Below are 11,665 nucleotides of genomic sequence, written 5' to 3'. Positions count from 1 at the left end.
CTCCACCACCTCGACGCATGCGCGGTCAGCCCGCCGGCTGCGGCAGTCCTGGCCGCCGTGGCCCGCGCACTCCTCCCGTGGCACGCCGCCCCGAACCCGCCGGCTGCGGCGGCGGCCCCGCGGTACGGGCCCCTGCCCAGGACTCCGGCCGGGGTTGCGGGCCATCGGACCGAGGCGGCGGGCCCGCCGACCGTGGCCGGGGAGGCTCTGCTCCCGGACCTGATCGCCCTCTTCACCGCGCTGGCGCAGCCGGGCCCGCCGGGCACCGCCCCGCGCACTCCTCGGGTCGAGCCGTGGCGGGCCCGGCACGCGGGCCGGTTCCGCAGCTACGGCCGGCCGGCCCGCGACGTGTGGACGGCCGAGACCTTCACCTGCCCCGGCTGCGGCGGCGCGACCGGCCCGTGGACGGTGACCTGCGACTGGCGCCTGCTCACCCTCGGCTGCCCGTGCGGAGTCACGACCGCCGACCACGGCCTCGCCTTCTCCGAGGTCTGGCTCCTCCTGACGGACGAGTGAGCCGATGCGGGCCGGGCCCTCCCTCACCGCGTGGCGGCAGGACGCCCGAACAGGCCGGTCAGCCGAGGACGAAGGGGAGCTTCCTGGCCAACTCCCCCAGTTCGGCCCGCTCCGTGTCGGTCGGGGTACGCCGTCCGGTGCCGACCAGCAGCGTGTCGGTGTCGGAGAACGATGCCGGGAACGCGCTCCCGGCGATCTCCTCCAGCATCTCGCGTGAGCGGGCGAGGCTCTCCGCGGAGGGTCCCGCCGCGCCCGGGAGGTGGGCGATCAGGTCGAGGTGGTGCAGCGTCCACTCCAGGACGTACGCGCCGAGGTAGTCGGCGACGGTGAGGACCTGGTCGCGGGTCCCGACCCGGAGGGCCGGGTCGGCGAGTCCGGCCGCGCGGCCGGCGGCGGAGCCCACGTCGTCCAGGTGGAACTTCAGCAGCCACGGCTCCCCGTACGCGGCGGCCAGCCGACCGGTCAGCGCGTCGAGCGGATCGTCGCCGGTCGGCGGTGACCCGGCGACCTCCCAGTAGGTCACGGCGTCGCGGGTCGGCTCCGCGTCGGCGGGGGTCGCGAGGGTGATCAGGACGTCCTGGGCATCGATGACCAGGTGGCACACCAGGTCCCGCACCAGCCAGCCGGCGCAGCCGGACGGCCGCGCGAAGGCCTCGTCCGGAAGTCCGGCGACTTCCGCGCGCAACGCCGCCCACGAACGCGAGAAGAGATCCACGACCGCAAGCTAGCAGTGCCCACCCCTCTGCCGCACCGGCGCCGTTCGCCGGCAACCGTCGTGGAGTCGGCAAGACACCGTCACCAAGCTGTGAAGCTTCCGCGGGACGCTTGTCCTCAGCCGAGCGCTTCGCGCACCTCATTCGGGGAGGACACCACCATGAGCACCGTACGCAGAGCCGCCGTCGCCCTGGCTGCCGTATCCGCCCTGGCCCTGACGGCGTGTGGGCCCACCGAGGACGACGCGGCGGGCGGATCGAAGACCCCGACGGCCGGCGCCACGGCGACCCCGACGGCCGGCCCGACGAAGTCCGTGACGCCGACGAAGCCGCCGGCGCCGACGTCCCCGGGCAAGCCGTCGACCGACCCCGACTTCGACGTCTTCCCGTGCAGCACGCACGACGTGACGTTCACCGCGAGCCTGGCCGAACCCACCACCAGCAGCTACCTGCTGAAGATCACCAACAAGGGCACCAAGGCCTGCAAGGCGCTGGGCCACCCGATCGTGACCTTCGGCGAGCTGGACGGGCAGGCCACGGAGCGGGGCAAGGCACCCGGCATCGAGGCCGCGCTCCGGCTCGAACCGGGCAAGTCGGCCTACGCCGGGCTCATGGGCGGCGCCAAGGACGGCAAGGGGAAGACCGTCAACTCGATCGCCATGACCATGAACACCGAGTCCGACCTCGAGCAGACACCGCTCAAGGCGTCGACTCCCGGCCTGTACGTCTCACCCGACAAGAACTCCGTGACCGCGTGGATGGACAACGCGGAGGACGCGCTGAGCCTGTAGGGAAGCGGATGGCGCAAGATGTGGGCATGAGCACGCCACCCGGCCATCAGCCGTACCAGCAGTACCCGCTACACCAGCACCCGCCCTACGCCCCACAGCAGCCGGCCGCATCACCGTACGCACCGCATGCACCGCATCCGTATGGCCAGCCGGCACCGCAGTCCCCGCAACCACCGCAGTCCCCGTACTCCTCCTACCCGCCGTACGGACACCAGCCGCCCCCGCCGTACGGTCGGCCGCCGCGGCCGAGCGTGCCCCGGCCCGCCGGTGAGGGGCGGCGCGTCGTCGCCGTCACACTGGACATCGCCGTCGCGATCAGCGGCCCGTACATGATGGCGCGCGGTCAGGAAGGCCGTCCGCTGACCGCCTTGGCCCTGCTGCTGGGCGTCTCCTTCGTCAACCAGGTCGTCCTGACGGTCCTGTTCGGGGGCAGCGCGGGCAAGCTGATCACCGGGATCCGGGTGATCCGGGCGGCCGACGGCGGGCGCCCCGGCTTCTGGCGCACCGTGCACCGCTGGCTGTCCGGGCTGTGCTGGCTTCCGCTGCAGCCGTACTACTGGCTGCGCGCGTTCTTCCGCGGCTTCGCCGGCGGCGGAGCCGCGCGCGGAACAGTCACGGACAACGACGACGGCGAGCTCTACCACGCCGATCTCGCCGGGCTGCGCTACGCCCGACGCCGCGACGTGGTGGCGGCCGCAGGTCGGTGACGATGCTCCGCGCACCGCGCGGGCGTTCGCCGGCGGCGGTCGCACGACGGGAAGCCCCGGACCGCTGGAATTCGCCGTGCGGGTCCGGGGCTTCGCCGATGGCGGGGACGAGGCGAGGGCGGGAGGACCGTGAGGCCGCCCCGCCCCCGACGCGTTCCCCGGCTACTTCTTGATCTCGTTGATGCAGAGCACGAACTGCTTGCCGGAGCTGCGCCGGGAGCCCCGGGTCTGCTCGTGGTAGCCCATGTCCGACTTGCCCTTGCACCGGGAGGAGTCCAGCGTGTCGGGGATGACCTCGACCACCTTGTACTTGGCTTCGGCGCTACCGCACTTCACCACCTGGAGGTCAGGGCTGATGGTGGTCCCGTTGTTCTTGAGGCAGTCGCCGACCTCCGCCTTGTCGGCGTCGTCGCGGCTGAGGAAGTAGCCCACCGCGATCACGATGACGGCGATCACGACGCCGATGATCTTCAGGATCTTCATGACGCCCATGCCGCCGCTCCGGGCCGGCCGCGCGGGCGGAGCCGGCGGAGCGCCCCACTGCTGCTGGGGCTGCGGCGGCTGCATGGGCATCTGTTGCTGGGGCGGGTACGGCTGCTGCGGGGCGCCGTAGGGCGGCTGGCCCTGCTGCGGGGGGTACGCGTATCCCGGCTGCGGCGGGTACCCCTGCGGCGGCTGCTGTCCGTGCGGGGCGGGCTGGCCGTACGGGCCGGGGCCCGGCTGGGCGGGATAGGTCATACGAGTGTCCCCTGTTGACGTGCGTGAAGAGCGGCATTTTGACGCGTGCACGCTATCAACCGGCTATGACACAGCACGAAGCGGCCCGGCCTCGGGCCGGATGGCAGGCCGCGACAGGGGAAAGGAGGGGAGGCGGCGTCCGCCCGGCCGCCCCACCGGGTTCAGTTGTCCGGGCGTCAGGTCCCGTGGTCAGGTCCCGATGTCGGGTCCCGATGTCGGGTCCCGATGTCAGATCCCGGCGTCAGGTCCCGGCGTCAGGAGCCCTGTCCCGGGGGCTCGTCCACCGGACGCGGTCCTCGCGCGGATCCTTCGGCTCCTGCGGCCGGTCGAGACGGCTCGCTTCGTCCGTGTCCGCGGCCGGGGTACGCAGGTCGTCGCGACGACCTGCGACGTGGGGCCGGCGGCGTCGGCTGGCCTCGGCGTCGTCGTCCAGCGGAATCCCGCCGGCTCCGCCCTGCTCGTCCATGGCCGGCTCCTTCGTATCGTGGCGGGCCTGGTTCCCTTCCGGCGGGTGCCCGGTCCCCGGCTCGGCAAACGGGCCGGGCCGGGCCGGGGCCAGGGGCCGGCCATCGCGCCGACCCCGGCGAGCGGCCGGGTTCGGCGAGCGGCCGGGTTCGCCGCGGAGCGTCAGCCGCGGCCTTCGCCGCGGGCCGCGCCGATGCCCGCCGTGACCACCAGGGCCGTACCGGCGGCCTGGAGGACCGTGGGGGTCTGGGCGATCAGGACCATGCCGGCGAGCAGGGCCACCGCGGGTTCGAGACCGGCCAGGGTGCCGTACGTGGTCTTGCTCAGGCGCTGCAGCGCCTTCATCTCCAGCAGGAACGGCACCAGCGGCATCAGTACGGCGATGCCCGCCGCCGCGGCGGCCACCTCCCAGGTCAGGTGGGCGACGGCCCCCGGTGCCCCGAACGGCGCGGCGGCGACCGAGGCGACCGCCAGCGAGAGGGCCAGGCCGTGCTGGGCCGAGAACCTGCTGCCGACGTGCGCGGTGCCGATGACGTACGCCGCCCAGCAGGCCGCCGAGCCCAGCCCGAAGAGGACCCCGACGAGGCTCGCGGAACCGGTCCAGGGCGAGGTGAGCAGCAGTACGCCCGCCGCGGCCAGCGCCAGCCAGAGCAGTTCCCGGGGGCGGCGGGAGCCGGCGACGGCCACGGCGAGCGGTCCGAGGAACTCCAGGGCCGTCGCCGTGCCCAGGGGCAGCCGGGCCGCGGCTTCCGAGAACAGCAGCATCATCCCCGCGCTGACCACGCCCAGGGCCACGGTGCCGAGGAGGTCGGCACGGGGGGCGGCCCGTACCACGCGCCACAGGGACCGCCCGGTGCAGGCGACGAGAATCGCGGCCGCGATGGACAGGCGCAGCCAGGTGGTTCCCGCGGGACCGAGCGACGCGAAGAGCTCCGTGGCCAGGGCGCCGCCGGTGTGGAGCACCATCATGGCGACGAGGAGGAGCATCGCCCCCGGCACGCGGTACGGGCCGGCGGGCCGGCGGGTGGGGCCGCCCGGCACAGCGGCGGTGCCCGGCCCTGCGTCGGCGACCGGGCGGACGGCGGCAGCGGGAGCGGGAGCGGCAGCGGGCGCCGCAGCGGAAGCGGGAGCGGGCGGGGCGGTGGCGACCGGGCCGGCGGAGCCGGAAGCGCTGGCAGGGGCGTTCATCCGGATATTGAACGGTGACCGTTCGCTGCTGTCCACGGGCTATTGGTGGCCCTAATGGCCACCAATGGTGGATGATCGACTCATGACACCTCCTGCTCCGGACATGCGCCCCCTGCCGGACCTGGGCCGGCTCCGCCTCCTCGTGGAGCTGGACCGCCTGGGGACGATGGCCGCCGTCGCCGCGAGCACGGGATACGGGACGTCCGCCGTCTCCAAGCACCTGGGCGTCCTGGAGGCCGAGGTGGGTGTGCGACTGCTGAGGCCTGTGGGACGGCGGGTGCGGCTGACGCCGGCCGGCGAGCGCCTGGTCGAGCACGCGGTCGGCATCCTCGCCGCCGTGCAGGAGGCCCAGGCGGAGCTGAGCGGCGGCGCCGAGCCGGCCGGACGGGTGCGGCTCGCCAGCTTCTTCACCGCGGTGGAACCGGTGGTGCTGCCCCTGCTGGTGCGCCTGCGGGAGGCGTATCCGCGGATCGAGGTCGAGACGTACGAGCACGAGCCGGAGCACACGATCGACCTCGTCCGCTCGGGCAGCATCGACCTGGGCCTGATCTACCACTACAGCCTGGTCCCGCGCGCGGTCCCGCGGGAGCTCAGCGCGCGGCAGTTCGAGGAGCAGCCGCTGTTCCTGGCGGTCCCGGCGGAGCACCCGGACGCCGGCCGGCCCGTCGCCCTGACCGAGCTCCGGGACTTCGCCGCGACGGGCTGGATCGCCAATTCCCGCGGCACCGATGACGACGAGCTCGTACAGCGGGTGTGCGCGATCGCCGGCTTCACGCCGCGCATCGCCCACCGCGTGGACAGCCTGCACCTGGTGAACAGCCTGGTCGGCGCCGGCCTCGGGGTGGCCGTGCTGGCCGAGTCGGGCATCGAGGCCGACCGCAGGGACGTCGCCTTCCGGCCGCTCGACCCCCTGGCGGGCACCCGCCGCAGCTCCCTGCTGGTCCGGGCCGGCCAGTGGTCGTGGCCGCCGATCGCTGCGGTGACCGCGCTGATCACCGGCGAACTCCGCGAAGAAGCGTAAGGGAAGAGGCCCAGCTCCCGTCGTGCCCCCGGCCGCTGACAGCACTGACAGCACTGACAGCGTCGCCGAGAGCGCTGTCAGCCGGCTGTCGGCGGGCCGTCAGCGGCTCCGCGCATTGTCGTGTCCGGCAGGAACAAGGACACGACACCCGGCAAGGGGAGACCCGCGATGAGCAGTGAGGCGAACGGCGTGCGGCAGGACCAGCTGTCCGCGGCCGTCGAGGCGACCGCGGAGGAGTTCGGCATCCCCGGGCTCGCGGTCGGCGTACTGATGGACGGTCAGGAGGTGTACGCCGCCCACGGTGTGACGAACGTCGACCACCCGCAGCCGGTGGACGAGAACACGCTCTTCCACCTGGGCTCGGTGACCAAGATCTTCACGGCGACCGCGCTGGTGCGGCTGGCCGCGGAAGGCAAGGTGGACCTCGACGCCCCGGTACGCCGGTACGTCCCCGAGCTCGTGCTCGCCGACGAGCGGACGGCGGAGCAGATCACCGTGCTGAACCTGCTCAACCACACCGCCGGCCTGGAGTGGAACCTGATCGACACCGAGGCGGGGGACGGCTCCCTGGCCGCGTTCGTCGCCAAGATGGCCGAGCTGGCGATCGTCGCACCGCCCGGCGCGCGGGCCTCGTACAGCCAGGCCGCCTACAACCTCGCCGGGCGGGTCGTCGAGAAGGTCACGGGCCTGCCCTACGAGAAGGCGGTCGCCGAGCTGCTCCTGGAACCGCTGGGCCTGTCGAACACCTTCTTCGACATGGACGACGTGATCACCCGGAAGTTCGCCGTGGGGTACAACCGCGGCGAGGACGGACAGCTGCGGCCCGCCAAGCCGTGGAAGGCGTACCCGGCCGGGGCGCGCGGCAACAACCCCGGCGGGGGCATCGTCTCCACGGTGGGCGACCTGCTGCGCTGGGCGGCGTTCCACCTCGGCGAGGGCGACGGCGTGCTGCCCGCCGACGCGCTGCACGGCATGCGCGAGCAGACCGTCGAGCTGCGCAGCAGCACCCTCGGTGACGGCTTCGGCATCTGCTGGTTCCTGAAGGAGGTCGACGGTGTCGGCACACTCGGACACGGCGGATCGGGCAACGGCCAGTTCGCCGAGCTGGTCGTCGTGCCCGAGCGCAACTTCGCCGTGGTCGCCCTGGCCAACGCGGGCCCCGACGGGTACCCGGCCGACCAGGCCGTCGTGCGCTGGGCGCTGGAGCACTACCTGGGCCTGGTCGAACGGGACCCGGAGCCGCTGCCGTACGACGAGGCACGGGCACGGGAGGTCGTCGGCCGCTACGAGATCGACGTCATGAACCTCGACATCGCGACCGACGGGGGCCGGCTCACGCTCGGCGTGGAGATCAAGCCGGAGATCCGCGCCGGCTCGGACGTCGAGATGCCGCCGGACGTCGCGCCGGCCCCGATGGGCTTCCTGCCCGGCGACGGCGACGCGTACATCGTCACCGAGGGCGGGCTGAAGGGGCAGCGCGGCTTCTTCACCCGCGACGACAGCGGCGCGATCGTGGGCGTCGACGTGGCCGGCCGGCTGTTCGGCCGCACCCAGCCTGTCGCCTGACCCGCGCTTCCCCGTGACACCTCCCCGTGAGGGGGGGGAATGATCAAGGCCGCCGCCTCCCGCCAGGGGCGACGGCCTTGATCGTGTAGGGGCACGGGAGGTCCGCGATATACAGTCGGGCGCCATGTCCAGCATCGTCACCCGCGCCGGCGGTCTCGCCGTCGTGCTCTTCAGCCTCCTCCTCGGCATCTACGGCACGGGCACCTTCGCCACCGCCGTGGGCCTGAGCGGGACCGGCGGCACGCTGACCGTCACCGGCTGCCGTACGGACGTCTCGTACGACGACCGTGGCCGCGAGGCCGACGACCGGCGCGAGACCCGCCGCTGCTGGGGGCGCTTCAGCGCCGAGGACGGATCGGACACCGACCCGCAGCGCGAGCTCGTCAGCGACGCGGCACAGCCGGGCGACCGGATCGAGGTCCGGGACAACGGCACGATCTACCTGGAGCGGACCGCGGGAACGGTGGCCGGCGCCGCCGCCCTCCCTTCGCTCGCCGTCGGCCTGTCCTTGTTCGGCGCGCTGCTCCTGATCACCGGTCGCCGTCCCACGCCGAGCAGTCCCGCGAAGACCCGCGACTTCGTCACCGCCGTGCGCGCCCTGCCGTTCGGCCGGGCCGCCCTGCGCACCAGTCTCGGGGCCTTCGCCGCGACGGTGGTCGGCTTCGGGCTGCAGAAGCTCCTCTGAACCTCTGACCTCTGGCCTCTGGCCTCTGACGGCATCCCCGGGAGGAATCGGGGCCGCTTCGACATGCGGCCACGCCGGTGGTGGCCGACCCTGGACGCGGGGGCCGCCACTGACGACCGGACCGGATGGTGAATGCGCGGATGAAGACACCGCCGATCGTTTCGCCGGAGGAGTGGGAGGCCGCGCGCCAGCGGCTGCTGGTGGAGGAGAAGCAGCTCACCCGCGCCCGCGACGCCCTGGCCGCCAAGCGCCGGCGGATGCCGTGGCAGGCGGTGGAGAAGGCGTACGAGTTCGACGGTCCCGAGGGCCGGGTCGGCCTCCTCGACCTGTTCGACGGCCGGCGTCAGCTGATCGTCTACCGCGCGTTCTTCGATCCCGGCGTGTCCGGCTGGCCCGACCACGCGTGCGTCGGCTGCTCCATGGTGGCCGACCACGTGGGCCACCTGGCCCATCTGAACGCCCGCGACACGACCCTCGTCTTCGCCTCGCGCGCACCGCAGCCGGAGATCGAACGTGTGAAGGCGCGGATGGGCTGGTCGATGCCCTGGTACACGATCACCGACTCGTTCGACGCCGACTTCGGCGTGGACGAGTGGCACGGTACGAACGCCTTCATCCGCGACGGCGACCGTGTGTTCCGTACGTACTTCATCAACGCGCGCGGCGACGAGGCGCTGGGGAGCACCTGGAGCTACCTCGACATGAGCGCCCTCGGCCGGCAGGAGACGTGGGAGGACTCCCCCGAGGGCTACCCCCAGAGTCCGCCGTACGAGTGGTGGCACTGGCACGACGAGTACGGTGGCCCGACCCGCCCCGGAAGCGGGTCGGCGTAGGGGTCTCCGGCGGCCGCCCGCCGCGCGCCCACCCCGATCCGGAGGCCGGGTGTGCAGAAGCTGGCGATCATCGAGGCGCCGTCCGTGCTCGGGCTGCGGCCGTCGGGTGTGCAGGAAGCACCCGCGGCCCTGCTGGCCGCGGGCCTGGCCGCCGGGCTGGGGGCGGTGCGGGCGGGCAGGGTCGAAGCACCCGCGTACGACCCGGTCCGGGACCGGGCCACCGGAATCCTCAACCCGGCCGGTATCGCGCGCTACTGCACGGCCCTGGCGGACGCGGTCGGCGACGTGCTCGACCGCGGCTGGTTCCCCGTCGTCCTCGGCGGTGACTGCAGCATCCTCCTGGGCAACCTGCTCGCCCTGCGCCGCCGCGGACGCCACGGCCTGCTGTTCCTCGACGGCCACACCGACTTCTACCAGCCGTCGGCGGAGCCTACCGGCGAGGCGGCCTCGATGGAACTCGCCCTCGCCACGGGCCGCGGGCCGCGGCTGCTCACCGACCTGGAGGGCCTCGGCCCCCTGCTGCGCGACGAGGATGTGGTGGCGTTCGGTTTCCGCGACAGCGCCGAGTCCGCCGCGGCGGGCATGCAGCCGCTGCCGCCGGAGCTCCGCGCGATCGACCTCGACGGGGTGCGCAGCGCCGGGGCCGGCGCGGCGGCGCGGCTTGCGGTCGACCGGCTCACCGCCGGCGGGAGCGCCGGGTTCTGGGTCCACCTCGACGTGGACGTGCTGGACGACGCCGTCATGCCGGCCGTCGACTACCGGATCCCGGGCGGGCTGAGCCGGCCGGAACTGGAGGATGTGCTGCGGACGGCACTCGACGGCGACGCGGCGCGGGGCTTCGACGTCACGATCTTCAACCCCCGTCTCGACGCCGACGGATCGATCGCCCGCCGGCTGGTGGAGTGCCTCCGGCGAGGACTGTCGGCCCGCACCGGCCGCTGAGCGGCCGGGGCCCTACCCAGCACTTCCCGGGTCCGGACGGCCGGGGCCGGATTCCGCCGGGCCGAGCACGCGGACCACACGGGCCGGGTTGCCCACGGCCAGCACTCCCGGCGGAAGGTCCTTGACGACCACGGATCCGGCGCCGACCACGGTGTTCTCGCCGATGGTGACGCCGGGGCAGACGATCACCCCGCCGCCCAGCCAGACGTTGTCGCCGAGGGTGACGGGGAGGCCGCGTTCCCAGCCCGCCCGCCTGAGTTCGGGGTCGAGGGGGTGCGTGGGCGTCAGCAACTGCGCGTGGGGCCCGATCTGGACGTCCGCGCCGACGGTGACCGGGGCCGAGTCGAGGAAGACCGCGCCGAAGTTGACGAACGTGCCGGCGCCGATCCGGATGTGGTAGCCGAAGTCGCAGCGGAACGGGGGCCGGATCCGTACGCCGTCGCCCACCGAGCCGAGCAGCTCGCGGAGGACGGCGTCGCGGGGCTCGGGCGGCGGATCCGGCGCGTTGTAGCGGGAGCAGAGCTCGGCGCGGCGCACGCTGTCGGCCGCGAGCTCGGGGTCGTCGGGGAGGAACCAGTCACCTGCCAGCATGCGGCGCTTGTTCTCGCCCACGTGCGACCTCCCGGCAGAGCTCGTGTGCCTGGGCCCTGCGCGCAGGAGTGCCGGCGCGTGGACGCGTGCAGGCGCGGTCGTGCTCCACGTTCCCCGAACGCCGGGGCGTCGGTCAAGGATCGGCCACCGCGCTGGACCGCCTATTCGGCCATCGCGCCGGACCGCGTCATCGGCCGTCGGCCGTCGACACACCGGACCGGACCGGCCCGGGCTTGCCGGGGACCCCTCCCGCAGCTATCTTGCATTGCATGGTTCCTGGTAACGCAAAGAACGGGGCGGAATGAGCGAGGCCGGAGGCAGGGTCCCCAGTCAGCTCCGCAAAGGTGTGCTGGAGCACTGCGTCCTCGCGCTGCTCAGAAACGGGCCGAGGTACGGCGTCGAGATCCTGGCCGAGCTCTCGGCGGTCAGCGTGATGACCACCAGTCAGGGAACGATCTACCCCCTGCTGTCCCGGCTGCGCCGCGAGGGGCTCGTCGACACCGAGCTGCGCGAATCGCCCAGCGGGCCGCCGCGTCGCTACTACACGCTCACGCCCGTCGGCAGAGCGACCCTCACCGAGTTCACCCAGGCGTGGCCGCTGTTCCGGGACGCCGTCGACCACTTCCTCAACGACCCGCAGGGGGAATCCGCATGAACGCCACCGACCACCACCCGCTGGTGTCCGCCTACCTGGAGGCCGTCGCACGCGAGACGGCCGACCTGCCCGCCGAACGCCGTGCCGAACTCCTCGCGGACCTGCGCGAACACATCGCGGTCAGCGGTGCGGAGGGGGATGACCAGGTCCGCGAGGTCCTGGCCCGGCTCGGCGAGCCGCGCACCGTGGCCGCCTCCGCCCTCGCCGAGGAACCCGCCGCGCGCCCGGCCGCCCCGGCCGCCCCGGTCGCCGCC

Annotated in this window: 15 protein-coding genes; 10 read left to right on the top strand and 5 right to left on the bottom strand. The window is 73.5% G+C overall.

What is annotated here, in order from left to right:
• Nucleotides 1–516 (top strand): hypothetical protein (locus GPJ59_RS26495; RefSeq protein ID WP_219670213.1); only part of this gene is annotated, 516 nt, incomplete at its 5' end.
• A 58-nt stretch (nucleotides 517–574) separates the two neighbouring features.
• On the opposite strand, the gene GPJ59_RS26490 is transcribed toward GPJ59_RS26495, so the two are convergent.
• Nucleotides 575–1,231, bottom strand: coding sequence for a maleylpyruvate isomerase N-terminal domain-containing protein (locus tag GPJ59_RS26490; RefSeq protein ID WP_219670212.1), 657 nt, complete (start codon nucleotides 1,229–1,231; stop codon nucleotides 575–577).
• 159 nt (nucleotides 1,232–1,390) lie between these two features.
• Here GPJ59_RS26490 and GPJ59_RS26485 point away from each other — a divergent pair, with 159 nt between their 5' ends.
• Both GPJ59_RS26485 and GPJ59_RS26480 read left to right on the top strand, forming a co-directional pair.
• Nucleotides 1,391–2,020: a DUF4232 domain-containing protein gene (locus GPJ59_RS26485; protein ID WP_219670211.1), complete on the top strand. Its 630-nt coding sequence runs from the start codon at nucleotides 1,391–1,393 to the stop codon at nucleotides 2,018–2,020.
• Between the two features lie 251 nt (nucleotides 2,021–2,271).
• Complete coding sequence (locus tag GPJ59_RS26480; protein WP_219670210.1) at nucleotides 2,272–2,727, top strand: RDD family protein; 456 nt, start codon at nucleotides 2,272–2,274, stop codon at nucleotides 2,725–2,727.
• A gap of 162 nt (nucleotides 2,728–2,889) precedes the next feature.
• Here GPJ59_RS26480 and GPJ59_RS26475 read toward each other — a convergent pair whose 3' ends face one another.
• The 3 genes from GPJ59_RS26475 to GPJ59_RS26465 form a co-directional block, all read right to left on the bottom strand.
• Nucleotides 2,890–3,465 carry an LppU/SCO3897 family protein gene (locus GPJ59_RS26475; protein ID WP_219670209.1) on the bottom strand — a complete coding sequence of 192 codons (576 nt, stop codon included), beginning with the start codon at nucleotides 3,463–3,465 and terminating at the stop codon, nucleotides 2,890–2,892.
• A 241-nt stretch (nucleotides 3,466–3,706) separates the two neighbouring features.
• Complete coding sequence (locus tag GPJ59_RS26470) at nucleotides 3,707–3,931, bottom strand: hypothetical protein (RefSeq protein WP_219670208.1); 225 nt, start codon at nucleotides 3,929–3,931, stop codon at nucleotides 3,707–3,709.
• A gap of 161 nt (nucleotides 3,932–4,092) precedes the next feature.
• Nucleotides 4,093–5,118 (bottom strand): EamA family transporter, encoded by a 1,026-nt coding sequence (locus GPJ59_RS26465; protein ID WP_258024945.1) that lies wholly within the window; start codon nucleotides 5,116–5,118, stop codon nucleotides 4,093–4,095.
• Between the two features lie 82 nt (nucleotides 5,119–5,200).
• Between GPJ59_RS26465 and GPJ59_RS26460 the strand changes: the two genes are divergently transcribed.
• From GPJ59_RS26460 to GPJ59_RS26440, 5 genes are all read left to right on the top strand, one after another.
• Nucleotides 5,201–6,139 (top strand): LysR substrate-binding domain-containing protein, encoded by a 939-nt coding sequence (locus GPJ59_RS26460; protein ID WP_258024944.1) that lies wholly within the window; start codon nucleotides 5,201–5,203, stop codon nucleotides 6,137–6,139.
• 168 nt (nucleotides 6,140–6,307) lie between these two features.
• Nucleotides 6,308–7,705: a serine hydrolase domain-containing protein gene (locus tag GPJ59_RS26455; protein WP_258024943.1), complete on the top strand. Its 1,398-nt coding sequence runs from the start codon at nucleotides 6,308–6,310 to the stop codon at nucleotides 7,703–7,705.
• Between the two features lie 124 nt (nucleotides 7,706–7,829).
• On the top strand, nucleotides 7,830–8,390 hold the full coding sequence (locus GPJ59_RS26450; protein ID WP_219670207.1) for a hypothetical protein: 561 nt from the start codon (nucleotides 7,830–7,832) through the stop codon (nucleotides 8,388–8,390).
• A gap of 140 nt (nucleotides 8,391–8,530) precedes the next feature.
• Nucleotides 8,531–9,223 carry a DUF899 domain-containing protein gene (locus GPJ59_RS26445; protein WP_219670206.1) on the top strand — a complete coding sequence of 231 codons (693 nt, stop codon included), beginning with the start codon at nucleotides 8,531–8,533 and terminating at the stop codon, nucleotides 9,221–9,223.
• Nucleotides 9,224–9,274: 51 nt separating this feature from the next.
• Nucleotides 9,275–10,165: an arginase family protein gene (locus tag GPJ59_RS26440; protein WP_219670205.1), complete on the top strand. Its 891-nt coding sequence runs from the start codon at nucleotides 9,275–9,277 to the stop codon at nucleotides 10,163–10,165.
• A gap of 12 nt (nucleotides 10,166–10,177) precedes the next feature.
• Here the strand turns inward: GPJ59_RS26440 and GPJ59_RS26435 are convergent, their stop codons facing one another.
• Complete coding sequence (locus GPJ59_RS26435) at nucleotides 10,178–10,777, bottom strand: sugar O-acetyltransferase (protein ID WP_308120496.1); 600 nt, start codon at nucleotides 10,775–10,777, stop codon at nucleotides 10,178–10,180.
• Between the two features lie 280 nt (nucleotides 10,778–11,057).
• Here GPJ59_RS26435 and GPJ59_RS26430 point away from each other — a divergent pair, with 280 nt between their 5' ends.
• Both GPJ59_RS26430 and GPJ59_RS26425 read left to right on the top strand, forming a co-directional pair.
• Complete coding sequence (locus GPJ59_RS26430; protein WP_219670204.1) at nucleotides 11,058–11,411, top strand: PadR family transcriptional regulator; 354 nt, start codon at nucleotides 11,058–11,060, stop codon at nucleotides 11,409–11,411.
• A partial coding sequence (locus GPJ59_RS26425) for an HAAS signaling domain-containing protein (protein WP_445271888.1) occupies nucleotides 11,408–11,665 on the top strand: 258 nt, incomplete at its 3' end. The genes GPJ59_RS26430 and GPJ59_RS26425, both read left to right, overlap by 4 nt.

Source organism: Streptomyces bambusae (genome assembly GCF_019400985.1).
In the GTDB taxonomy this organism is placed as follows: domain Bacteria; phylum Actinomycetota; class Actinomycetes; order Streptomycetales; family Streptomycetaceae; genus Streptomyces; species Streptomyces bambusae_A.
Note: the sequence above shows the minus strand (reverse complement) of the source record. Positions and strands in the feature narration are given on the sequence as shown.